At 61.7% G+C, this 23,121-nt stretch carries 25 protein-coding genes and 1 pseudogene; 7 read left to right on the plus strand and 19 right to left on the minus strand.

All coding sequences use genetic code 11. From position 1 onward, the window contains the following. Window positions 1-32 precede the first annotated feature (32 nt). Entirely contained in the window at window positions 33-1,154 is a 1,122-nt protein-coding gene (gene zapE, locus ACVWZT_RS24300; RefSeq protein WP_457471850.1) for a cell division protein ZapE, read from the plus strand. Window positions 1,155-1,208: 54 nt separating this feature from the next. After that, complete coding sequence (locus ACVWZT_RS24305; protein WP_457471852.1) at window positions 1,209-2,405, plus strand: hypothetical protein; 1,197 nt, start codon at window positions 1,209-1,211, stop codon at window positions 2,403-2,405. Between the two features lie 76 nt (window positions 2,406-2,481). Here ACVWZT_RS24305 and ACVWZT_RS24310 read toward each other — a convergent pair whose 3' ends face one another. Then, on the minus strand, window positions 2,482-4,371 hold the full coding sequence (locus tag ACVWZT_RS24310) for a propionyl-CoA synthetase (RefSeq protein WP_457471853.1): 1,890 nt from the start codon (window positions 4,369-4,371) through the stop codon (window positions 2,482-2,484). Window positions 4,372-4,551: 180 nt separating this feature from the next. Between ACVWZT_RS24310 and ACVWZT_RS24315 the strand changes: the two genes are divergently transcribed. Further along, on the plus strand, window positions 4,552-5,418 hold the full coding sequence (locus ACVWZT_RS24315; RefSeq protein ID WP_296230372.1) for a LysR family transcriptional regulator: 867 nt from the start codon (window positions 4,552-4,554) through the stop codon (window positions 5,416-5,418). On the opposite strand, the gene ACVWZT_RS24320 is transcribed toward ACVWZT_RS24315, so the two are convergent. The 5 genes from ACVWZT_RS24320 to ACVWZT_RS24340 form a co-directional block, all read right to left on the minus strand. Then, window positions 5,392-6,546, minus strand: a complete 1,155-nt coding sequence (locus tag ACVWZT_RS24320) for an HPP family protein (RefSeq protein ID WP_457471855.1) — start codon at window positions 6,544-6,546, stop codon at window positions 5,392-5,394. The two genes, ACVWZT_RS24315 and ACVWZT_RS24320, sit on opposite strands and share 27 nt — an antisense overlap. A gap of 172 nt (window positions 6,547-6,718) precedes the next feature. Beyond that, a complete protein-coding gene (locus tag ACVWZT_RS24325; RefSeq protein WP_296230375.1) occupies window positions 6,719-8,038 on the minus strand; it encodes an ATP-binding protein in 1,320 nt (439 codons plus the stop codon). Then, window positions 8,035-8,703, minus strand: a complete 669-nt coding sequence (locus ACVWZT_RS24330) for a response regulator transcription factor (protein ID WP_296230377.1) — start codon at window positions 8,701-8,703, stop codon at window positions 8,035-8,037. Before ACVWZT_RS24330 ends, ACVWZT_RS24325 begins: the two co-directional genes overlap by 4 nt. After that, window positions 8,704-9,018 carry a PepSY domain-containing protein gene (locus ACVWZT_RS24335; RefSeq protein WP_457471857.1) on the minus strand — a complete coding sequence of 105 codons (315 nt, stop codon included), beginning with the start codon at window positions 9,016-9,018 and terminating at the stop codon, window positions 8,704-8,706. Further along, complete coding sequence (locus ACVWZT_RS24340) at window positions 9,018-9,326, minus strand: PepSY domain-containing protein (RefSeq protein ID WP_296230379.1); 309 nt, start codon at window positions 9,324-9,326, stop codon at window positions 9,018-9,020. Before ACVWZT_RS24340 ends, ACVWZT_RS24335 begins: the two co-directional genes overlap by 1 nt. 183 nt (window positions 9,327-9,509) lie before the next feature. Here ACVWZT_RS24340 and ACVWZT_RS24345 point away from each other — a divergent pair, with 183 nt between their 5' ends. After that, window positions 9,510-10,589 (plus strand): patatin-like phospholipase family protein, encoded by a 1,080-nt coding sequence (locus ACVWZT_RS24345; protein WP_457471859.1) that lies wholly within the window; start codon window positions 9,510-9,512, stop codon window positions 10,587-10,589. A 236-nt stretch (window positions 10,590-10,825) separates the two neighbouring features. After that, window positions 10,826-12,004: a tyrosine-type recombinase/integrase gene (locus tag ACVWZT_RS24350; protein ID WP_457471861.1), complete on the plus strand. Its 1,179-nt coding sequence runs from the start codon at window positions 10,826-10,828 to the stop codon at window positions 12,002-12,004. A 16-nt stretch (window positions 12,005-12,020) separates the two neighbouring features. Here the strand turns inward: ACVWZT_RS24350 and ACVWZT_RS24355 are convergent, their stop codons facing one another. Together ACVWZT_RS24355 and ACVWZT_RS24360 are read right to left on the minus strand one after the other, a co-directional pair. Beyond that, window positions 12,021-12,224, minus strand: coding sequence for a hypothetical protein (locus ACVWZT_RS24355; RefSeq protein WP_296230382.1), 204 nt, complete (start codon window positions 12,222-12,224; stop codon window positions 12,021-12,023). Next, complete coding sequence (locus tag ACVWZT_RS24360) at window positions 12,214-12,522, minus strand: hypothetical protein (protein WP_457471863.1); 309 nt, start codon at window positions 12,520-12,522, stop codon at window positions 12,214-12,216. The genes ACVWZT_RS24355 and ACVWZT_RS24360 overlap by 11 nt, the downstream gene beginning before the upstream one ends. A 108-nt stretch (window positions 12,523-12,630) precedes the next feature. Between ACVWZT_RS24360 and ACVWZT_RS24365 the strand changes: the two genes are divergently transcribed. Further along, window positions 12,631-13,326: an SOS response-associated peptidase gene (locus ACVWZT_RS24365; protein ID WP_457471865.1), complete on the plus strand. Its 696-nt coding sequence runs from the start codon at window positions 12,631-12,633 to the stop codon at window positions 13,324-13,326. Here the strand turns inward: ACVWZT_RS24365 and ACVWZT_RS24370 are convergent. Beyond that, window positions 13,289-13,495: a hypothetical protein gene (locus ACVWZT_RS24370; RefSeq protein WP_296230385.1), complete on the minus strand. Its 207-nt coding sequence runs from the start codon at window positions 13,493-13,495 to the stop codon at window positions 13,289-13,291. The genes ACVWZT_RS24365 and ACVWZT_RS24370 overlap by 38 nt on opposite strands. Before the next feature lie 24 nt (window positions 13,496-13,519). Continuing rightward, window positions 13,520-13,732 carry a hypothetical protein gene (locus tag ACVWZT_RS24375; RefSeq protein WP_457471866.1) on the minus strand — a complete coding sequence of 71 codons (213 nt, stop codon included), beginning with the start codon at window positions 13,730-13,732 and terminating at the stop codon, window positions 13,520-13,522. Between the two features lie 125 nt (window positions 13,733-13,857). Here ACVWZT_RS24375 and ACVWZT_RS24380 point away from each other — a divergent pair, with 125 nt between their 5' ends. Next, complete coding sequence (locus ACVWZT_RS24380) at window positions 13,858-14,658, plus strand: hypothetical protein (RefSeq protein ID WP_457471867.1); 801 nt, start codon at window positions 13,858-13,860, stop codon at window positions 14,656-14,658. Here ACVWZT_RS24380 and ACVWZT_RS24385 read toward each other — a convergent pair. The 9 genes and pseudogenes from ACVWZT_RS24385 to ACVWZT_RS24425 form a co-directional block, all read right to left on the minus strand. Then, on the minus strand, window positions 14,651-15,157 hold the full coding sequence (locus ACVWZT_RS24385; RefSeq protein WP_457471869.1) for a DUF2514 family protein: 507 nt from the start codon (window positions 15,155-15,157) through the stop codon (window positions 14,651-14,653). The genes ACVWZT_RS24380 and ACVWZT_RS24385 overlap by 8 nt on opposite strands. Next, window positions 15,154-15,600, minus strand: a complete 447-nt coding sequence (locus ACVWZT_RS24390) for a structural protein P5 (protein ID WP_457471871.1) — start codon at window positions 15,598-15,600, stop codon at window positions 15,154-15,156. Before ACVWZT_RS24390 ends, ACVWZT_RS24385 begins: the two co-directional genes overlap by 4 nt. Next, entirely contained in the window at window positions 15,597-15,809 is a 213-nt protein-coding gene (locus tag ACVWZT_RS24395; protein ID WP_440803799.1) for a hypothetical protein, read from the minus strand. Before ACVWZT_RS24395 ends, ACVWZT_RS24390 begins: the two co-directional genes overlap by 4 nt. Before the next feature lie 59 nt (window positions 15,810-15,868). Then, entirely contained in the window at window positions 15,869-16,474 is a 606-nt protein-coding gene (locus tag ACVWZT_RS24400) for a tail fiber assembly protein (RefSeq protein WP_457471872.1), read from the minus strand. Further along, the gene (locus tag ACVWZT_RS24405; RefSeq protein ID WP_457471873.1) at window positions 16,474-16,998 is read right to left on the minus strand and encodes a hypothetical protein; all 525 of its coding nucleotides are present in this window, start codon (window positions 16,996-16,998) and stop codon (window positions 16,474-16,476) included. Before ACVWZT_RS24405 ends, ACVWZT_RS24400 begins: the two co-directional genes overlap by 1 nt. Window positions 16,999-17,007: 9 nt before the next feature. Beyond that, the gene (locus ACVWZT_RS24410) at window positions 17,008-18,063 is read right to left on the minus strand and encodes a hypothetical protein (protein WP_457471874.1); all 1,056 of its coding nucleotides are present in this window, start codon (window positions 18,061-18,063) and stop codon (window positions 17,008-17,010) included. Further along, window positions 18,063-19,658 (minus strand): phage tail tip fiber protein, encoded by a 1,596-nt coding sequence (locus ACVWZT_RS24415; RefSeq protein ID WP_457472145.1) that lies wholly within the window; start codon window positions 19,656-19,658, stop codon window positions 18,063-18,065. Before ACVWZT_RS24415 ends, ACVWZT_RS24410 begins: the two co-directional genes overlap by 1 nt. A 702-nt stretch (window positions 19,659-20,360) precedes the next feature. Continuing rightward, window positions 20,361-22,721 (minus strand): annotated as a pseudogene (locus tag ACVWZT_RS24420) (phage tail tip protein J-related protein); the annotation flags it as partial. Continuing rightward, window positions 22,721-23,119: a DUF6950 family protein gene (locus tag ACVWZT_RS24425; RefSeq protein ID WP_296230402.1), complete on the minus strand. Its 399-nt coding sequence runs from the start codon at window positions 23,117-23,119 to the stop codon at window positions 22,721-22,723. The pseudogene ACVWZT_RS24420 and the gene ACVWZT_RS24425, both read right to left, overlap by 1 nt. Window positions 23,120-23,121 lie beyond the last annotated feature (2 nt).

Genomic DNA, 23,121 nt, shown 5'->3' on the forward strand with positions numbered 1-23,121 from the left:
TGCTACCCCGCCGTCGCCCAAGGAGCGTTGCCTTGCCTGCCTGGATCCCTACCCTGCTACGCCAGCTCGGCCAGCGCCTGCGTGGCACCGCCCGGCCGAGCGAACTGCTCGGCTGGTTCGAAGACAAGGCACGCAGCCGCGGTTATCAGCTCAGCGACGGCCAACGCCGGGTGATCCAATGCATGGCCGGGCAACTGGCACAACTCGAACAAGGCCAAGCGCGCAGCCTGTACCTGTACGGGCCGGTGGGGCGCGGCAAGAGCTGGCTGCTCGATGGTTTCTTCCAGGCCGTGCCGATAGCGGCAAAGCAGCGCCTGCATTTCCATGACTTCTTTGCCCGACTCCACCAGGGCATGCACCGCCACCGCGCGCTGGATGATGCGCTGGGTGCGACCCTCGACGAACTGCTGGGCGGCTGCCGGGTGCTGTGCTTCGACGAATTCCACGTCCACGACATTGGCGATGCCATGTTGCTCACGCGCTTGTTCAAGGCCCTGTTCAGCCGCGGCGTGTGGTTGCTGGTAACGTCCAACTATGCGCCTGAAGGGCTGCTGCCCAACCCGTTGTACCATGAGCGCTTCCTGCCGGTGATCCGCCTGATCAACAGCTCGATGGACGTGCTTGAGGTGGGTGGCGACACCGATTTCCGCAGCCTGCCGGCCAACCGCGAACATCAACGTTTCACTCGCGGCTGCTATGCCTGGCCAGGTACGGCGGCACAACGCCAGGCGCTCAGGGTTCCACACCAACAACCGGTAATGCTGGAAGTGAACAAGCGCCCGTTGCGCGCGCTGGCCAGCGATGGCCGACGGGTGCTGTTTGCCTTTGAAGACCTGTGCGAGAACGCCACCGCGGTCATCGACTACCTGGTGCTGGCCGAGCGATACGATGAGTGGACCATCGATGGGCTGGACGATCTTTCGGAATGCTCATTGGCGGCTCAACAGCGCCTGGTCAACCTTGTGGATGTGCTGTATGACCAGGACCGGCAGGTGGTAGTGCTCGGTAAACGGCCGCTGGCAGAGAGCCTGAACGGGCCGCTTGCCGACTTGGTGCGCACGCGCAGCCGGTTGGGGCAGTTGCATCAGCTCGCGCCAGACGAGCCTCATCCACCAAGTTTCTCCATGCTGTCAACTGCCAGTTCTACCAGCTGACCGATCTTCTGAAGCAGCTTCTAATGCACATCCATACCTATGGAGGTGCCTCTCATGTCAAGCAACCCAGCCCTGTGGGCCCGCATTGATCTTCCGCTGCCGGAAGATGAGCCGACCGAACTCATCAACCGCCCGCCCTATCTGGTGGGTGACTACTACTATAGCTCCAAAGCTTCTGTAGATGACTCGGGTGAACCCACGATGGTGCTGACCAAGCTCACGCGCAATGGCGCGGCCGTCGAGGCGTTTGGCGAACACGGCACCGTACGGATCAGGATGCCGTCAGAATCTGCGTCATGGCTATGCTTCGTTGAAAACGGCGATCACCTGGTGTGTAGCGTTGCGCTTCGACGCATTGAGAAGTTCGCTATTTTCCGCCTGAACAAAACTTCAGGCGTGCTGGACCTGACATTCGGCGATCAAGGTTTCAAGCAGGTGGCTTACCCGATCGAAGAGGGTGTTTCCCCTCGTCAGGAAGGCGCCGAGGGATATGCAGGCAGCGTTCCGCAGTTTGCAGATGGCAAACTGCGCCAAGCCGTGAACTCCGGGCTGGCCCAATTTGATCTGCAAGGGAACCTGGACACATCGTTCAATAACGTCGGGATGCGTAGGTTCTTTACCTGGGAGGGCCGGAACCTTTTCACCCTCGAAGTCGTCGCCAGATACGAGGGGACGGAACACGCCGGCTTCTATTACTGCGGCATGCATCGGGTGGGAGGTGATGATGTGCAGGCTTGGGTCGGCGCCTGCGACAAGCATGGCGCAGTCGTCCCTGGCTTTGCACAGCAGGGTGTGTGGATTGTCAAACGCCTGCCAGGACATCCGGACATTGCTCATATCGCCGTTCGTTCTGCCGTGCAAGCCCATGACAGGCTTTATCTGGTAGGTGACGCCGGCGAACGTGGATTCGTGCTTCGCCTGAAACTGGACGGCAGTGTCGACCCGAGTTTCAACGATGGCCAAGCCGTGATTTTCAACCGCCCGGAGTTTGACCGGACGAAGGCATTCGCTGTCATTGCGCATGACAGCGGTATTCTGGTCGGTTGCGCGCACACGTACCCGCTCGAAGATCTGCCAACGGCAATCGTTCGATTGGACGCAAACGGCAAGGTAGATACCTCATTCGCTGACAAAGGCTGGTTGGTCACACCAAATTACCCAGAAAGCAAGGCCCTGCTGATTCTTGCTCACAGCGGCCAGCAGGTCATCGAATTGAGGGGGGAGAAGTTCGTGGCCCGCTACCCACTGTAGCCCTCGAGCGCGTCAGCCGCTGATGAACCCGCTTCAGGAGCGGGCTCATCAGCAGATGGCGCGACGCGGGCGCTGCTCACCCAGCCCTGGGCAAGTCCGCCAGCACCGCTTCGATCTCCCCGAGCACCGCCGGGTCATCCAGGGTCGAAGGCGGCACGTAGTCCTGCCCGTCGGCAATCTTGCGCAGCACGGCCCGCAGGATCTTCCCCGAGCGGGTCTTGGGCAGCCGCTTCACCAGACGTACCCGGTTGAAGCAGGCCAACGCACCAATCTCCTCGCGCACGCTACCCACCAGCTCCACCAGCAACTGCGCCTCGGCGATGCCCTCGCCATCCTTGAGCACCACCAGGGCCAGTGGCACCTGCCCCTTGATCTCGTCATGCACGCCAATTACAGCGCACTCGGCCACTGCCGGATGACGCGCCACCAGGTCCTCCATCTCGCCGGTGGACAGCCGGTGCCCGGACACGTTGATCACGTCATCGGTGCGGCCCATGATGTAGACAAAACCTTCGTCGTCCAGATAACCGCCATCGCCGGTGTGGTAGTACCCCGGGTAGGTGCGCAGGTAAGCCTGCAGGTAACGTTCGTGATCGCCCCACAGCGTCTGGCTGCACCCGGGAGGCAGCGGCAAGGCAATGACGATCGAACCCTGGTGGTTCGGCCCCAGCAAATGGCCCTCGTCATCCAGCACCTGCACATGGTAGCCCGGCACCGCGCGGTTGCTGGACCCCGGCTTTGCCGCGCTGCCCTCCAGCCCGACGCAGGGTGCGGTGACCGGCCAGCCGGTCTCGGTCTGCCACCAATGGTCGTGCACCGGCTTGCCAGTGACCCGCTCCAGCCACTCGTGGGTACTGGAATCGAGTTTCTCACCCGCCAGGAACAACTGGCGCAGCGAACTCAGGTCGTGCTTGCGGATCAGCGCGCCGTCCGGGTCTTCCTTACGGATGGCGCGCATGGCGGTGGGCGCACAGAACAGGGCATTGACCTGGTATTGCTCCACTACCCGCCAGTAGGCCGCAGCGTCCGGGGTGCGGATCGGCTTGCCTTCGTAGAACACCGTGGTGCAGCCACCCATCAGCGGCCCATAGACGATCAGCGAATGGCCGACCACCCAGCCGACATCGGAAATGCCCCACCACACGTCGCCCGCCTGCATGCCGTAGATGTGGCGCATGGCGTAGCACAGCGCCACGGCGTTGCCGCCGTTTTCACGCACGATGCCCTTGGGTTTGCCGGTGGTACCCGAGGTGTACATGATGTACAGCGGGTCGCCCGCATCCAGCTCGACTGGCGGCACCGGATCGGCGCTCGCCAAGGCCTTCTGCCAGTCCAGGTCACGCCCCGCTTGCAGTTCGGCGTGGGCTTGCGGCCGTTGCAGGACCAGCACGTTGCGCGGCTGGTGTCGGGCCAGTTGCAGGGCGCGGTCGACCAGCGGCTTGTAGGCGATCACCCGGTCGAACTCCAGCCCGCAGGATGCCGTCAGCAGCAACGCTGGCCGGGCGTCGTCGATGCGCAAGGCCAGTTCGTTGGCGGCAAAGCCACCGAAAACCACCGAGTGCACCGCACCGATCCGCGCACAGGCCAGCATGGCCATGGCCGCCTGCGGCACCATGGGCATGTAGATGATCACCCCGTCGCCCTTGTTCACCCCCAGTTGGCGCAGCAAACCGGCCAGGCGTGCCACCTCGTCGCGCAACTGATGGTAGGTATAGGCCTGCTGCACGCCGGTCACCGGCGAATCGTAGATCAGCGCCAGCTGCTCGCCCCGACCCTGCTCGATCTGGTGATCGAGGGCCAGGTAGCAGCTGTTCAGGCGGCCATCGGCGAACCAGCGGTGGGTACCGTCGGCATTGTCCTGCAAGGTCAGGGCAGGCTTGCGGTACCAGGCCAGGTGCGCGGCCTGTTCAGCCCAGAATGCGGCAGGGTCGGTAATGGAGTGGGCGTAACTGTGCTGGTAGCTCATATCGAGGGAAACCCGGTATTTGTTGTTATTGAAGGGCGAAACCTGAGTATGGACCGCTACACCGCCACCGCCATGGGACTAACGTCACAACCGACCTGCAAATTTGCAGACAGCGCAAAAGCGCCCCATGACGGTGCGAAGCCTCTAGAATAGGCCACCCCTTTTACCGGCGAGCAGCTCATGGATATAGACCAGGCCCGAACCTTTCTGGAAATCGTGCGTTGCGGCAGCCTGGTTGCCGCCGCCGAGCGCCTGTTCGTGTCGCAGACGGCGATTACCGCGCGGGTGCAGCGCCTGGAACAGCAACTGGGTTGCCAACTGTTCGTGCGCAGCCGCAGCGGCGCCAGCCTCACCAGTGACGGCGAGGCGTTCGTCAGTTATGCCAACCAGCTGGTACAGACCTGGGAAGCCGCGCGCCGCGACCTGCCACTGCCGCAAGGTTGCCAGCAAGTGCTGCATGTCGGCGGCGAGGTCAGCCTGGGCAACCCGATGCTGCTCGACTGGGTCAGCGCCCTGCACCGCGAGCTCCCCAGCCATGCCATCCGTAGCGAGGTGAGCGATGGTGACGCGCTGCTGCGCAAGGTCGAAATGGGCCTGCTGGATGCCGCGCTGGTCTACCAGCCGACCTACGGCCCGGGCCTGCAGGTGGAGCAATTGATGGAAGAAAAGCTGATTCGCGTGCGCCGGGTCGAGCGGCCAGACCCGTACATCTACATCGACTGGGGCGAGGCCTTCCGCCGCCAGCACGATGCCGCCCTGCCCGACTGCGCGCGCCCGGCGCTGAGTTTCAACCTGGGCCCGCTGGCATTGCAGTTCATTCTCGACCAGGGCGGCAGTGGTTACTTCCGCACGCGGGTGGTGCAAGCCTACCTGGACAGCGGAGTGTTCGAGCGGGTACCGCAAGCGCCGGAGTTCACCTACCCCACCTTTCTGGTGTACCCGCGCAAACGCGACAGCGACGCCCTGCAACAGGCTTTTGCCATCCTCCGCAGGCTGATAGCCGCCGGCAGCAGCGACTGGTCACAACGCTGGGACCCGCTGGCCTGAACCCTCTGTGCGGCTGAGCAACTGGCGCTTGAGGCCGGCGATCAGGTCGGTCTGGGTGATCACCCCCACCACCTGGTCGCCATCGACCACCGGCAGACAATGCAGGCCCTGCTCGCACAGCAACGGCAGCAACCGCTCCAGCGGGTGCTGGCTGCTGACGCTGATGACCCGACGGCTCATTACCTGTGCCATGCGTATCGCCTTGCGGCTGAACAAGCCACGCCAACTGAAACGGCCCCGCAGCATGGCCGGGCCGACCAGGTCGCTGAGGCTGACGATACCTACCAGCTTGCCGTGCTGCAGCACCGGCAGGGTTTTCAGGTGATGGCTGGCCAGCATCCGCCAAGCCTGCTCCAGAGTGGTTTCGGGCGAGGCGAACTGAACATCGCGGGACATGACCGAGGCTGCGGTGATACCGCCGAGGCTGCGTTGCAGGGCGTGCTGTTCGGTGGCCAGGATGATGCGTTCCAGTTCGTCACGGGTGACGTCGACGAACTCGCCCAGTTCACCCAGCGCCTGATCCAGGTCTTCACCACGGATGCCGACCCGCTCGCTGGGCAGCGGGTCATGGGTATGGTGCAGGTCCTTGCGTGGCGCGGCGCCTTTCGGGTAGCACACGCCCGTCAGGCGGTTGTAGAGGACCGCAACTGCCACCAGGATCAGCGCATTGAGCAATACCGGCTCCAGCAGCCGATCGCCCATGGCGCTCAGCCCCGAGTCGGCCAGCACCGCGCTCACCGCCACGCCGCCACCTGGGGGGTGCAGGCAGCGCAGCAGGCACATCACCAGGATCGAGATACCCAAGGCAGCGGCGGCCACCCACAACTCGGCGCCGAAGCTCTGGCGCATGGCCAAGCCGACCACGCCGGCCACGGCGTAGCTGCCCAGCACCGGCCAGGGCTGGGCCAACGGGCCGGAATGCACGGCGAACACCAGCACCGCCGATGCCGCCAGCGGACCGAGCAGGTGCAAGGCGATGCCAGTGCCGAAGGCCATGCTGGTCAGCCAGCCGGCGAGGAACAGGCCGAGCAACGCGCCGATAGCGGCACGCAACCATTCTCTAGGGGGAATATTCAGCGGCGCAGGCAATAGCCGCTGCAGACGACTTTCGGAACGCGAGGCAGACATTTAGGTAATCAGGATCTTTTTTTCTGGTTGGAAAGAAAACCCGGCAGCGGTGGCCTGAGTTTCGTGCACGGGATTGTGCCGGGCGGGACCAGATTGGACTAATGCAAAAAAATGCCGGTGCACTGCAATTTTTTTGCATTAGTGATACTGGGGGCCGCTTTGCGGCCCGGCATTATCGAGCCTTGCGCGGCAGGTCGATGCTGACCCGCAACCCACCCAGCGGGCTCTCCAGCAGCGCCAGGCGCCCGCCCCAGGCTTCAACGATATCGCGTACGATGCCAAGCCCCAGGCCATGCCCGTCAACCTGCTCGTCCAGCCGCGAACCACGTTCCAGCACTTGTTGCCGCTGTTCCTCGGGAATACCCGGGCCATCATCATCGACCCACAGCTGGTAGCCCTCGGCATCCGCCGCAACGCCCAGGCGCACCTCGCTGTCGGCCCACTTGCAGGCATTGTCGAGCAGGTTGCCGAGCAATTCGAGGACATCCTCGCGGTCCCATGGCAGCAAAAGCCCGGGCGGCACATCGCTGGCCAGCAACAAGCCCTCGCCATGGATCATGCCCAGCGTCCCCAGCAGCCCCGGCAATTCGGCGTCACAATCGAACTGCGCACCTGGCAGCGCGTCACCCGCCAGCCGCGCCCGGTTCAGCTCGCGTGCCAAGCGTTGCTGGATCTGCTCCAGTTGCTCGCGCATCTGCGCACGGACCTCGGGCAAGTCGTTCAGGCGCTCGCTGGAAGCCAGGCTCAGCAGCACCGCCAGCGGTGTCTTCAGCGCATGGCCAAGGTTGCCCAGTGCATTGCGCGAACGGCGCAGGCTGTCTTCGGTATGCGTCAACAAATGGTTGACCTGCCCCACCAACGGCGCCAGTTCGCTGGGCACTCGGGCGTCCAGCTGTGAGCGCTGGCCCTGCTGCAACTGGGCGATCTGCTGGCGCGCCCGCTCCAGCGGCCGCAGCGAGCGGGTCACGGTGATGCGCTGCAACACCAGCACCAGGATCAGTGCCACCAGGCCCATGCCCAGGCCGATCTGCTGCATGCGCCGGAACCCTTCGCGTACCGGCGAATAATCCTGCGCCACGCTGATCGAGATGTCCTGGCCCAGGCGCCGGTAGTCGGCGCGCAGGGCCAGCAACTGCTGGCCTTCGGGCCCCAGCGCGTGGCTGTCGGAAAGCCCCGGCGTCGCAGGTTTGGGCATGTCCAGGTCCCACAGCGAGCGAGAGCGCCAGGTGCCTTTATCGAAATCGATGCGGAAGTAATAACCGGAAAATGGCCGCTGGTAAGCCGCCGAGATACGCCGCTCATCCAGTTGCAGGCCCGAAGGCCCGCGCACCAGCGCCACCAGCAGGTTTTCGCTTTCCTTGCGCAGGCCATTTTCCAGGTAGCGCTGCAGGCCGGCCTCGAATAGCCACAAGGTCAGTTGTGCCAGCACCAGGCCGACCACCACCAGTACCGCCACCAGGCCCAGGCTCAGGCGCGCCTGGATCGACTTCACGCCGCGCTCCCGGCATAGATGTAACCTTGCCCGCGACGGGTCTCGATGACACTGCGGCCCAGCTTGCGCCGCAAGTGGTTGACGTGCACTTCCAGCACGTTGGAATCGCGCTCGGTCTCACCGTCGTAAAGGTGTTCGGCCAGATGGCTCTTGGACAGGATCTGCTGCGGATGCAGCATGAAGTAGCGCAACAGGCGGAACTCGGCGGCTGTCAGCTGAATTTCCACGCCATCACGGATCACGCACTGGCGGCTTTCATCCAGCTGCAGGCCGGCCGCTTCCAGCGTCGGCTGGTTGGCCAGCCCACGGGCACGACGCAGCAGAGCCTGGATTCGCAGTTGCAGTTCTTCAGGATGAAAGGGCTTGCTCAGGTAATCGTCAGCCCCGGCCTTCAAGCCTTCGATACGCTCGGCCCACGAGCCGCGCGCGGTGAGGATCAGCACCGGCGTGGCCAACCCGGCAGCGCGCCATTGGGCCAACACTTCAAGGCCCGGCAAGCCTGGCAAGCCAAGGTCGAGGATGATCAGGTCGTAAGGTTCGCTCTGGCCCTGGTACACGGCGTCGCGGCCATCGGCCAGCCAATCGACAGCATAGCCTTGGCGTTGCAGGCCGCTGGTCAGTTCGTCCGCGAGCGGGACATTATCTTCGACTAGCAACAGGCGCATTCAGTCGTCTTCCTCGTCCTTGAGCAGGGTACCGGTGCTGGCATCGAGCTTGATCTCGCGCACCACACCTTCGGTCGTCAGCAACTCGACCTCATATTCGTAGCGATCATCATCTTCTTCCAGTTCGGCCTCCAGCAGGCGCGCCCCGGGGTGACGCCCCAGGGCGGCTTCCAGCAGGTGCTCGAGCGGCAGGATGATGCCCTTCTGGCGCAACTCCAGGGCTTCGTCCTGGTCAAGGTCGCGGGCCATGGCCAGCGAGCATGTGGCCAGCAGCGTCAGCGCAAGGTAGCGTGCCGACCGCGGTAGGTGGATCATCAGTTGTCCCGCGCGTCCTTCAGGACTTCTCCGGTCTTGGCGTCCAGATCGACGTCCCACTCGACATTCTGCGTATCACGCAGCTCGACCTTGTAGATGTAGCGACCGTATTCGTCTTCGAGCTCCGAGTCGGTAACAGTGGCGCCGGGGTGCTTGGCCACGGCGGCGGCCTTGAGCTCATCCAGCGACTTGATGGTCTTGGCATTGACCAGTTTGACGACTTCGTCGGGCTGCACGTCCTTGGCAAAGGCGGCGTTGGCGCCCACGGCGAGGGCGGCGGCGGTGAACAGGGCAGTCAAGGTTTTCATCGTTCTTCTCTCCTGAGAACTGTACAAGTTGTCTACGGGGTTAAGATTACCCAGCAGTCCTTAATTCAACCTGAAAACAATTGCCGGCATGATAGCGCAGGTCAATGGGCCAGCGGCTTGTCGACCTGCACAGCTACCCGGCAGCGTCCCTATAATGCCCAATCACCGCACAAGAGACCCGTCATGAGCGCCATCCAGGTCAAGTATCCCGCCCTTACCTTCAAGGCCGGCCAGCGTGCCCTGCGGCAGATTCGCGAGCGCGGCTTGCAGGCAGGCGACGTCGGCGTGCTGCCGGGCGCGGCGGGCGGGCCGAAGCCGCTAGGCATCCAGGGCCTGGACCTGGCACTGTTCGGGGAATGGCTGCCGTCTGCGCCCCGTCAGCGCGCCCTGATCGGTGCTTCGATTGGTGCCTGGCGCTTTGCCAGCGCCTGCCTCGACGACCCGGTCGCGGGTATCCGTCGCCTGGGCGAACTGTACACCGAGCAGGATTTTGCCAAGGGCGTCACACCCGCCGAGATCAGCCGCAGTTGCCAGCGCATGCTCGATGACCTGTTGCAAGGCCGCGACGGCGAGTTGCTGGCCAACCCGAACTATCGCCTGAACATCCTGGTGGTGAAAAGCCATGGCCACCTCGCCCATGATCACCGCGGCCGCCTGGGCCTTGGCCTGGGCTCGGTGGTGGCCAGCAACCTGCTTGGCCGGGCACGGCTGGCCCGTCATTTCGAGCGCATCATTCTGCACGATGGCCGCGCCACCCCGCCGCTCGAGTCACTTACCGACTTCCCCTCGCGCTGCCTGCCACTGGACCTGACCAACCTGCGCCACGCCCTGCTCGCCTCAGGCTCGATTCCGCTGGTCATGCAAGGGGTCAGGGACATTCCTGGCGCGGGCACCGGCACCTACCGCGACGGCGGCCTGCTCGATTACCACCTCGACCTGCCCTACCGCGGCGACGACCTGGTGCTGTACCCGCACTTCACCGACAAGGTGGTACCCGGCTGGTTCGACAAGGCCCTGCCGTGGCGCAAGGGCGACGCCACGCGCCTGCAGAACGTGCTGCTGATGACACCCTCGCCGCAATACCTGGCCGCCCTGCCCTATGGCAAGCTGCCAGACCGTAACGACTTCAAGCGCTTCATGGGGGACGCTCCGAGCCGCAAGCGTTACTGGTACAAGGCGATTGCCGAAAGCCAGCGCCTGGGCGACGAGTTGCTGGAACTGATCACCACCGGGCGGTTGCACGAACGCCTGCGAGCCTTGTAGCGACCATGCTGGTAGACTGCGCGCATTCTTGATTCATACAGAGTTACGACAGCGTGGAAATCTTCAAGGATTCCACAGTGGATTCCCGCCGAAAACCGAGCGATACCACAAACAGCCATGACGCCCTGAATGCGGCGTCATTGGCGTATCGCCGCGTACCATTCTGTACCTTCCCAATCCCGAAAACGTAGTACATCATCCAGTACATCCAACACACAGCGAGAGGCAATGTACTAGTGGCGCTCACGGACACCGCGGCCAGGCAGGCCAAGCCCCGGGAAAAGGGCTACACCCTTGCAGACTCGCTCGGGCTCACGCTGTACGTCGCCGAAACCGGCGTGAAGAGTTGGCATTTCCGGTTCACATGGCTCGGCAAGCAGGCCAGGATTTCGCTTGGCACATACCCAGAAATAGGTTTGAAGGAGGCCCGTGCGCGGAGAGATGAGGCGCGCGAAGAGGTTGCGCAGGGTATAGATCCGCGCGAATCAAGGAGGGTGAAGAGGACAGAGCGCCTTGGCGCTCAGGAGAGGACATTCCGCCGCGTCTACGACGAGTGGCTGGAATTCAGGAAGGGAAGCCTGACCGAATCGACGGTCAAGATCATCTCGAATGCGATGGAGCTGGATGTACTGCCGGCGTTCGGGCTGCGCCAGATCGATTCGATCAAACGGTCCGACGTAATCACGCTGATTCGCCGCATTGAGCGCCGCGGCTCGGTGACCACCGCCGTCAAGACCAGGCAGTGGATGGGTCAGGTTTTCCGGTATGCGATCGCCACCGGCATGATCGAGAACAACCCCACGGCGGAAATGCACACTGTCACTGAGAAAATGGCTCCGCACAAAAATCGGCCGTTTCTCGCCTTCTCGGAAATGCCGACCATCATCAAGGCCATTGAGGAAAGCCAGTCAGGACTTCAACTTCAGTGCGCCACCAAGCTGCTGATACTCACCGCCTGCCGTCCGGCTGAGGTGCGCAAAGCCGAGTGGGCGGAAATCGACCTCGACACAGCGACCTGGTCAATCCCTGCCAGCAAGATGAAGATGCGCCGCGATCACGTAGTACCGCTGTCGCGCCAGGCGGTAGAGATCCTGCGCTTGATGCTGCCGATATCCGGCAACCTGAAATACGTGTTCCCGAACCGAACTGATGCCGTTCGGCCGATCGGCATCAACTACGCGGTAAACCTGCTGGACCGTTGCGGCTATACCGGCAGGCAGTCACCCCACGGGTTCCGGCACCTATTTTCCACGGAGATGAACAGCCGCGGATATAACAAGGACTGGATCGAGCGTCAGCTGGCCCACGCCGACAGCAGCGCCATCCGTGATGTGTATAACCACGCCACCTATATAGAGCAGCGCAGAGAGATGATGCAGACCTGGGCCGATATGGTGCTTCCACCAAAAAGTTAGGTCGTCCGCGCCGGGATCATTCCTGCTCCTGCAGCGCCCACAGCCTTGCCGCCTCGGCCAGTTCCAGCATGTCCACCAGGTCACCCTCGTCGATCTCCTGCCGCCGGTGCGCAGCATAGGCCATCTCGCTGAGCACCGCCGCTCGGCCATCGGGATCTTCGACCAAGGCGACCTGATCGTCCAATTCAGCCACCCAGGCCTGCGGGAGGTCAGTTGCCATACTCGCCTACCGCCCGGCACCACCACGACTGCGCATACAGCACGCCGTCAATCTCCTCAACGCCATTTATGTTCATCCCGAGCTGAGCCATTCCGTTGACCCTGGCATCGTGCAGGCGTGGGACGATGTCATCGCTGGGTGTCGGGTTGAACACCCAGGCCTGGGTCGACTCCCGACCCAGCGGCTCGCTGTAGTGGTCGCCGATGTGGATGTCGGCCCGCAGAGGCTGGATTTTCTTGAGCTGATCGGAAGGGATGGCCACGCCATTCACGCGACGGCGGACGATGAGGAAATACATGCTGCACCAAATACTGTATATGGATACAGTATTTCAGCATCAGGAAACGCAAAGACGCCAGTACCGCTCGGCGGACTATGCTTGTTTGCTCAGGCAGGAGGGCCGCGCATGTGTGGAAGGCTGAGCCAGTACCGAGGCATACACGATTTCGTTGAGACCTTGAGCCTGCCAGAGGCCTGGCGGAACAACGTCGGCGACCAGCCGCTTGGCCGGTACAACGTCGCGCCGACCACGCCGGTAGCAGTGCTGCGGGTTGATGACGCAGGCCCTCGGGCGGACCTGGTGAGGTGGGGATGGCGGCCGCATTGGGCGACCGACCGTGCTGCGCCGATCAATGCCCGGGTCGAAAAAGTAGCGCATGGCCCTTTCTTCCGCTCGATCTGGCCGCATCGGGCCATTACGCCCATCGACGGCTGGTATGAATGGGTGGACGAAGGCGGACCGAAGAAGCAGCCGTACTACATCCGGCGCCGAGATGGGCGCCCTGCCCTATGCGCCAGCATCGGCCAGTTCACCGGCAGCGAGCACGACGGATTTGTCATCATCACCGCTGATGCCCAGGGCGGGATGGTCGATGTCCACGACCGCAGACCTGTCGTGCTGTCGCCAGAATTGGCCTACGAGTGGATTGGGGCAGAAATGTCAAGCGAGCATGCTGAGCAACTCGTGCTAAACCTGGGCGAGCCGGCCGGGGCCTTTGAGTGGTACCGGGTTAACACGGCCGTTGGCAATGTGCGCAACCAGGGCGCCGAGCTGATCGAACCGATTAGTGAATCGGACCAGCAGGGCCGCCTAACGCTTTGAGCTGGTAGTCGGTGACAGCCTGGCTCTGTGACTCGGCAATCATCCGCAGACGCTCCACCTCTTCCGCTGGGGCTCCCGAGGCCTTCGCTTCATGGTGACGCTTCCATGCCTGCACGGCGTCGGTATACATGGGATGGTCAGGGTAGAGGATCGGCGGCTTACACTTCATAGGGGTTCCATCCTGAGGAGGCCATCACTGAATAGTAGATGGTGCGCGCCCTGCTTGGATTAACTGGTAATCGATAACCGCTTGGTATAGAGAATCCGCCAGTAGGCGTAGACGCTCTACTTCTTCAGGCGGCGCGCCACGGTCTTGTGCTTGGTGGTACTCCCGAAGGGCGTCGATTGCCTGTTGGATCAGAGGCTCACCAGCCTCAACCATCCCAATGAAGGTGCGCTTGTCCACTGCCCTGCTCCGTAACTTGATCTGCAAATCATAGAACATACCAGCAGGTTTTAGGCTCACGGCTATCCACGCATTGCCAATAATGCCATTATGCCACTTCCATCACATTACCAGTGGACACCGTAATGCTATTGACCAAAAGCTGTCATTCGGAAGATAACATTTCACGCAGAAAGACATTAAAACTTGCAACACTAGAGCACTATAGAAAAACCGAAATCGAACAAATAGCGGACGCTGACGAAGGGCGACTATTTTTCGACATAGATATCGAATCACCTATTACGGTTGACAAAAAGTGGTTTAACACCTTATTTCAAAGGCAAATCGGATTTGGCGATGATGGATGCGAGGCAGTCCATTTCCCTGGAATTTTCGAAGCAAAGGTAAACAAACAATTTAAATTTAGTTCGAAAAGTGCTTCGCACGCCATCATTGAGCACGGCCAGATCTCAATCCAGCGGCAGGCAGTTAGCAGTCTCGTTTTCTGCATGTCTGAGTCAGCAGAGCCTGGTGACTGCAGAGGAATATTCCCTGACTACGACGATGAATGGAGTATTAACAGAGAAAATCTCGGAAACTTTATAGTTGAGCTTGTTGATTGCATATATGAAAGATTGCTAGACCCAAATGAAAAACATGTTATCCCAAAAGAAATCGACCCAAAAGAAATCGAAATTCACATGGATAATATGTCTGTCTTTTACGCAGATAGAAAAATCTCAATAACCAAAGACAACATGCTCGACATTAACAGCCTAATGAGCCACATGGCTCACACCGCATTCATCAAACCAACCAGATTCAAAAAAGAGCGAGAGTATAGACTGAACTTCGTGCTAGTACACAAAGGCATAAACATAGACCCACTTCTCGACACGGTTATAGTCAAAGCGAGTGACAAGTTGATGGAGTATGTTATCTAACACCTACCGATATAGCCTCGCAGGCAAGGCCAGCTATTCGACTTCGCTCAAGCGCCTCTGCGAGGCTTTCCGCCATTCGGTCAGCTTCCTCAAGCAATCCCCCGAGCACCACGACGGCAGAGGCTCCTGCCTGGCGCTGCTGGGCAGCGATGGTGTCACAGGTGGCTCGGTGACCGGCCCGCAGTCTGGCGATTTCCCCGCGCAGCCCACCAGCAGCAGACTCAGCAGCAGCGGCGCGGCCTTGGGCCAGCTCCAGTTGTTGTCGTGCATTCTCACCCTCCTTGTCCGCCACGGCCTGGCGTCGCTGTTCTTCAGTTCTGGCCTGGGCTGCGGCGCGCCGGTCACGCTCAGCCACCTGCAGGCGGTAGTCGGCCAACTCGATCCGGGCAGCACCGGTTTCGCCCTGGGCAACCACCACCCGGTACTGCTGGCCACCGGCGACAAGAACCAGGGCGATCAGCCACCAGCACCAGGCCGGCACCGCGCCGAGCCAGGTCATGCCAGGGCCCTCCGCACGCCTTCGTCGATCACTTGGTCCTTGTACGGGTTGCCACCGTTCTCGTGCACGATGATGCCGAGCACCATCCCGCGCAGCGTGGCCGGGTCCTTGATGTTGATCGGGTCGGTGGGTCGCACGCCGATGCGCTTGGCCACGGCCGCAGCATAAGCCTGGGTGTCGTTCTCGCTGCTCGGCGCCCAGCGGTTGATGGTTTCGAGCACAGTATCGATGCCCTTCCCGCCCACGCTGGGCATTCCGTCTTTGCCGCGGTAGTTGATCAGCAGCTTGCCCAGGGCCCGGATGCCGTTCTCCGGCTCGTCGAACCGGGCGAAGCGCGGCTTGGCCACGCCAACCTCCATGCCCAGCTGGCCCTGCCAGGCGTTGCGGGGATTGAAATTGATGTTGCCGGGGTTGTTGTTCCGAACGCCACGAGGAGTGCTCATTCAACGCCCTCCTGTACCGGATCAACATCCTGCACCGACACGGTTACCTCGGCGGTGTAGCGCTTGAGCACCTGGGCAACCAGCAGCACGGAGTTCGGCTGAGTGCGCAGCAGGTCGCGGGCGGCTGCGTCGGCCTGCTCAGCTGTACCGTGCTCGGTTTGGTGTACCGGATCGAAGGCATTGGTTTTGTTGAGGACAATGAACGGCATGGGTTTTCTCCAGGCAAAAAAATACCGCCGGGCGGCGGTTGGGTTGGGGTGTCGTCGAATCAGGCCGGCAGGTCAGGCCAATCAATGGTTTCAGGGAAACCGGGCTGCTCGGGCAAACGGTTGAGCGCAACGCGATAGCGCTTCCAGGCCTTCAGCGCGTCGGTCTCCTTGGGAGTGGCCTCTTCCAGGTCTACCGCATCCTGCAGCGGAGCGATCGCCATATCCGCGGCCGCTCGGCGCTGGGCAATCTCCGCCGTGGCGGTCGCATGCAGTTGCTTGGAGGCGGCCAGGGCCTTGTCCTCGACAGTTACCAGCTGGCTCCAATCGATCGCAGCAATTCCCACTGCCGGCGCCGGCTGTTCGGCGGCCGGAATCGGCAGCGCGACCAGGCCATCAGCCGGCGACACGATGTCACGCGGAAAGCGTGCCGCCTGACTGGCATCAATCGGCAATGGGAGCTGCAGCGTCACTACCAGCTCGCCGGCCACACGCTCGACCGGCGCGATCACCCAAGGGCAACCGGTGGCCTCGGCCGGCAACGTGGCGCCATCCGGCAGCGGGGAAAAGTCCAAGGTCAGACCGTTAATGGTCAGGCTGTCACCTTGCTTGTAGATCGTCAGCGAGGCCGGGGCAATCGGCAGAACTGGGCTTAACTGAATACGCATTAGAACCACCTGCCTATTGCAAGATACTGATATTGGATGTCAGCGTTTGTGGCGAAACGGTATGACCATGAGTTCGCTTCTGCGAAGGTTGTTGACGCTCCCCACCACACGCCGTTGTAGGCCTGCTGTCCGATCGCAGATTGATCCCCGCTGGCTCCTACGCTGCTCAGCGGGTTGGCAAATACTCGTGGTACAGCTGCAAACACCGCAGGGAAATTGGACCGCCCAACGGATGAGCTGCCAAGCGCTTGCTTCGGCAGGGTGATTACTCCCCAGCAAATCTGGGTGCCATCAGCCAGGCGGATAAATTCGCCGTTGGCGTTGGAGCCGCGTTGTAGCAGCGCGCCAGTGGGCACACCGCCGGCCTGGCTGACGGCGCCGAGAATGTTGCTCTTCTGGAAGCCGGTGGCAATCCAGTTGTACAACTCGTCAAAGTTTGCGATCGCCTTCAACCAGGCGCTTCGACGGTCGTCCCCTCCGGCGCCGTTAGGCGCGCTTCCTAGGTTGATTACTTGCTTTGCCATATAGAGTCCTTAAAGCGGCTTCATTGGCCTGGAGGCGAACAGCGTTCGCCCGTTGGCTGTGAGCGGGTTGATCCCCGAGGCGTTGTCGCAATACATCTGCAAGACTGAGCGGTTACCAGGCAAGAAACCTCCGAAGTTGGCCCGGATCGGCTGGGTGGTCTGCTGAATGTTGGTGCAGGAGAACAAGGCATTGGCCAGCACATAGTCGTCATAGCTGCCAGTCCATGGCATTTGCTGGCTCGGGGCGTAGTAGGCACCCACGGCAATCGGGTTGCCGGCCTGAATGAAACTGTTGCTGGCTGGCTGACCGTTCAGCAACGACAGGTTGGCTGTCGTGACAAACGTCCGGTTGCCAGAGGCGTCTCGAACGGATGCACCATAGTTGTCTGTCGGTGTGTTGGGGGTCATGTAGCTCGCGCAGAACCACTTGATCTGCATTGGATACAACGCGACCTCGCCATGCGCCTGATTGTTGTTCCAAGCCTTTATGCGAAACCCCGTCCAATTGCCCGGACTTCCTTTCACATGGAAGTTGCCAACCATCATGTAGTTGGCAGCGTTGAGAAAAATCAGCGGGCGCTCATAGGTAGTGATTGGTGTTGCGAACGTCACCTCACCCCACTGGATCTGCGAACCGCTTCCTGGGCCTTGAAAACCGATGTTCAGGTCGCCGCTGTAACGGATCGTTAGCACCCGGTTTACGGCGTCGATTTGGGTGCGAACATTGTTGTTGAAAGCCCGTATCCCGTAGCTGCCCGGCGCTGAGAAGGGCTCACCGCCCTGGGACAGAATCATTACCTGCCACTGCCTATTTGCAGCTTGACGCAACTGAAGCTGTCCCGGGGAGTACCAGGCCTGAGGGCTGTATGTTTCCTCACCTCCATCAAACAAAGCGTCAACCACAACAAATGACGTGGCCTGTATCTCGGGAATTGCGATGTACTGATCAAAGGCACCACTTCCGGTGACCTGCAGCATTTTCAACGACCGGATTGGAGTGATTGTCGTGTCCAACGTAATGGCACCGGACGCATCCCGCGCCCGGAGCCCATACAGATCAGCCATCAGGTAAGCCTCCCGACTGCTGTCCGTTCGACGCCATTGGCGTCGTAGACGTACAGACCGCCGTTGTTGAGCAGCGTTGAACCGTTGGCATCCTGCCCCCTCAGCGTGAACGTACCCGCTGCGAAGTTGATCTCCAGCAACGGTAGGCCCTGGGCGTTCAGCGCAGCAGATCGAATGGTCATACCGGCCACAATCTGCTGAATGAACGCGGTATTGATCACCGCCTGGTTGATGAACACCTGTCCGCCTTCGACCACGAACGGAAGGATCGTCTGGCCGTTCAGGCTGTCGATGATCGCCAGCCGTTGGGCCATCAACAGGATCTCGCCCTCCTCTCCATTGCTGCCGATCGCGATGCCCGAGACGACCTTGCGACCGCCCTGGTTCGTCTCGACCTTCAGCGTGGTTTGAGCCGATACCCTTCCGTTGATGTCAGCCATGACCTCACTGACCTGCTGAACCGACGCATTGGTCTGGCCTATCTGCGCCTGGACCGTTTCTACCTGCCGCCCCATGGCGATGCCGTCCTCGATCCGGGCCGATTGCTCGGTCCAGACACCCACCAGGCCACCCGTAGCGCCAGCTAGGCCGGAGCTGTCACCTTCCATTTCCGGATTCACCTGGACATACAGCCCATCCAGGCGATTGGCCTGCGCGGTTATGGCCGTGCCCTGCTGCTTCACAACCGTGTCCATCTGGCTGATGGCAGTGGCCTGACCACTAACCGCTCGAGCACTGGGCCCGGCAACAAACGGCGACGGGGTGCTGCTCTCCCCGATTCGCTTCTCGACCATGATCGAGTCCACCACCATCGATGCGCTTGGCGCTGCATGCCGGTTCGGATAGATCAGCAAACCGACCTTGCCGCTTTCCGTAATGGTGATTGGGAACGTGATGCGCGTACGCTCAGTGGTATACGGCTGAGTTACCGAGCGAGAGGTCACTCCGTCGTATAGGTTGGCCATCATGGAACCGGCCGTGCCGCCTTTCACATACATCGACACCAGGTAAACACCAGGCTCAACCCGGATGTTGAAGGCCGTCGGATTGTTGGTTGGAGCTAGCACAATGTAAGAAAACAGGCTGTTGGTATCTGCTACCAGAGAGTAGCCAAACCCGGAGTCAGCCTCAGGCACCGCCACTCCAGTCTTGGTCAACAACGCGCCCCCAGTGACTGGCAACGCAGCCGAAGTCAGCCAGCTGTAGACACTGTCGAGCAGATTGGCGCCGCTCCCCCCAATTCCGCCCACGCTGCTTTGCAGTTGCGTCAGTGCCTGGCCCTGGCTGGTCAGGGTGTCGCCTTGCTGGGTGACACTCGCGCCAAGGGTGGTGATGGCATCCGCGTTAGCAGTGTCGGCAGCGGTGACGCGGCGCGCAACGATGTTGCACCACAGCGACCGACCAGTGCCGTCCGCCGGCTCCGTACGGGTTAAGAACCGTGCCGATACAGCACCCGCCGGCGCAGTAATGCGCCCGGCGTAGGACTTAAATCCTGTCGCCGCAGCCACCACCGAGAAAGCGTTGAAATAGCCCAGGTTGGTTCCAGCTTTGTCGAAGAACTGCATCTGCAGCCGGGCTGTTTGACCAGATGTCATGTAGCCCGGCCAGACATCTGCCGACAGATCAAACTGTTCGCCGCCAGCAGTCACTATGTTTGTTTCCACCCCGCAGAAGCTGTTCGTATAGAACGAAACGCCTTTGCCGGCTGAGGGATGCGCCGAGACGTTGGTTATCCGGGCATCACCGGTCCAAGGATCAATAAGGCCATCCTCGAAACTGCCACGCAGGATCAGGTTGTCAGGTTGCTGACCGATGGACGCCTTGATCTGGGTAATCGAGGTGCCTTGGCTGGTGATGGTTGTGCCCTGCTGCGTTACGGTCGTCTGCAGGGCCTGTAGTGCCGACACATCAGCCTTGCTGGCCAGCTGAGCGATGGCAGATGCCGCCGCTGCCGCCGCGTCGGTGGCCACCTTGTCGGTCACCGCCACCCAGGCCGACCCGTTCCAGCGCTTCGGCGTGTTGGCGTTGTTGGTGGTATCAATCCAAAGGTTCTGCGCCAGACGCTTGGCTGCTACCGGCGCAGTGGAACCGTATATCACCTCCCCCTTTGCACCCGCTGCATCCGACGCTGCCTGGGCCGCCTGCTGCGCGGCAGTGACCTTGCCGTTGGTGGTATCGAGGCTGTTGGTCAGACCGGTGATCGCCGAGCCCTGCGAGGTGAGTCCCTGCTCGGTCTGCGTCACGCGGTTGGCGATCGAGTCCACCGTCGAGGCATTCGCCTTGCCATCGAGACTCGTCTGCACCGAATCGATACGTTGCGCCTGGGCTGTCAACTCGCCGTCCTGCTCGGTGACCTTGGTCTCTACCGTGGTCACGCGCGCGGCCAAGCCAGTTGCCGTGCGCACTGCCTGGCCGACGTCGGTCCAGTAGGTGGCATTCGGCGGCGGGGTGTTGAGCGGAACCGCCTGGCGGGCTTGGTAAATCTTTCCATCGGCGCCCAGCACACCCTGGTCCATGGTGTAGGTCTTGTCCGGGTCGTAGGGCATTGAATCGGCCAGGTCGGTAACGGCGTCGATCTGCTCCTGCAGCTGGTCGTTGACCTCCTTGAGGCGAGCATTAACAGACCCGGGCATGGTCGGCGGGCCAGAGATAAGTCCGATGTTCTCGCGCAAAGCCGGCGCCAGCTGTCCGTTTTCGATCTTGTCCTTCAGCGCATCGAGCATGTTCTCGACATCAGTCGATGTAGAGGCCACCACTTTCAGGAAGGCGCTCACCCCGTAGGCATTCTTCGAGCGAACGAAATAGGCATAGTTGGTGGCAAATGCCAGGCCGGTGTGGGTCAGGGACAGGCCTTGGCCCAGGTACTCACCCTCGGTTGCCTGCGGGTTCGTCGAGAAGAAGTACTCGTAGGTGCCGCCGTTGAGTCCATGCAGTGTATTGCTCGGGATCAGAGTAATGGTGTCGATGGTCGCCTGGACAACACACGACTCCGGGATTGGCGGACCGTCGATACTCACCGTGATGCTGGCCTCGCCGGAGCGAGTCAGCGGCCCAAGAGCGGCCACGCTCATGGTGTAACTACCCGATGGAAGACCAGACAGAGGCAGCTTGAGCGCCGTCGCCGGCACCTGTTGCGCCTGAACTGCGGTCGAGCCTTGGCGAACCGTGATGGCGTAACTGATCACCACGCCAGAAGGCGCCGCCCAGGACAAAATGCCTTGTACCGACTCGGCGTTATCATCGGTTGACCAAGTGAGCCCAGTGGGACTACCCAGGCCACCCGCCGGCATTTTGATAAAGCCGATTGGGTTGTATGGCTGGCCAACGGCGTCGTCAAACTGTGCAGGGTCGTACTGCTGCAGCTGGGCGGTACACCCTTGATCCGCCCCCATACTCCAGTTGGTGACGATGAACTCGCCCAGGATGTTCAGTGACGGCAGGTTCACGCGCACGGCTCGGCCTGGCCGGCAGTTGTAGCCCAGGAAGTTCATGGGAATGCTGATGGTGCCGCCCGCGCGCCGGCGGCGCAGCTCGATGCTGGCCAAGCGCTGGGCCTGGTAGGCATCAGTGACGTAGGAAAAGGACAGCGTTTCTGCAGCCTCGCCGCCGTCCTCGATGACCCATTCTGCAATGCTGACCTCGGGGTAGTCGGTCTCCGTCCACGATTGAGAAGTGTCAATGAACGTGCCGCGCACGGTGTTGATCGCGGCGTCGTTGGTCGGCTCGGTGCTGCCGATGATGGTGCCGACCACCATGTCCTCGGTGATCTCGAAGTCGTACGGACCGTAGTAGGCCCCAGCCTGGAACATCCAGCGACCACCCACACGGATAGTCCGGCCGCCGCAGGCAGCTTCGAGCTTCTGCAGTACGTTCGTACGCTGCTCGTCGGCCCCGATCACACAACTGCTGCGATAACGCGGGCTGGTGGTGTTGTCAGGGTTGGCGACCGACTCGTCGCAGATGTTGGCGCCGCTGGCGAACGTCTCGAACACGATCTCATCGTCCGGCACGCCGCAGCGGTTGCGCAGGAACCAGAGGATGTGGAGCGCGGTGTTTTCGGAGTACACAGACATGCCGCTGCGCGGGTCGTAGATGTCATTGCGGCCACGGACGATGAAGCGTGCGTCAGGGATGCCGGACGGGAATTTCTCGGCGCTGTACTTGAGCGACAGGCGCACGAACGACAGCCCGCGGCCGATCTGCTCGCCTTTCCAGTCCGGGCAGTTGGCCTTGAGGAAGGCGTTCACCTGGGTCGGGTTGACGACCAGCTCATAGGAGGCATGTTCGCCATAGGTGGCGATCTCCTCCTCGCCCAGATAGATGTTCTCCAATGCGTCGACCGGGCCTTCACAAAGGACGTAGACCAGGTGCAGCCACTCGCCATCGGTTTGATCACCGACCTGCTCCTGCGCCCAGACCAGCACGCCACCCGTGCTGACCCGGCCAAGGATGAAGCGGGCGGGCGCCTTGGACGAGCGAACGGTCTGAGCCGAAGGCTCATTGTCGCGCATCGGCGACTTGGTGTTCAGCTTCTCCTGCTGCTCGGCCATGTAGAACGCCAGGCCGGCACCAATGGCGGCGCCCACCGGGCCGCCTTGCACGAAGCCAATGACCGCGCCGACGGCGACCTGAGCAATCTTCCTGACGCCACCTGACATTATTCAACTCTCCAGACTGCAAGCGGGTCGCACACCACGCGGGCCACCCCGTCGTCAGTGGTCGCCCAGAATTCGTTTGCCCAGTACACGGCCATGGACCGGCCACCAGGCGCTTCGTACATCGCAATGTCACCGCGCTGGATGAAAGCCGGCGCAACCTGGGCGAAGCAGGCATCCCAAGCCGCCTCGAGGCTGCCGTGCCGCTTCTTCAGAGCCCGCTTCGCGCCCGCCTCGGTCTTGTAGGTGCCGCGATACGCCTCGGCCGGGTCGGTACCGCACACCGCTACCGCGCAGTCCGCCGCAAACAGGCAGCAATCGAATTCACCCCATGAAAAAGGCCGCTCTAAGGCGGCCTTTATCACTTCGCTGAGGCGAGTGGTCCAGTCTCGGTAGCGCATGG

This window comes from Pseudomonas sp. TE21394 (assembly GCF_054057835.1).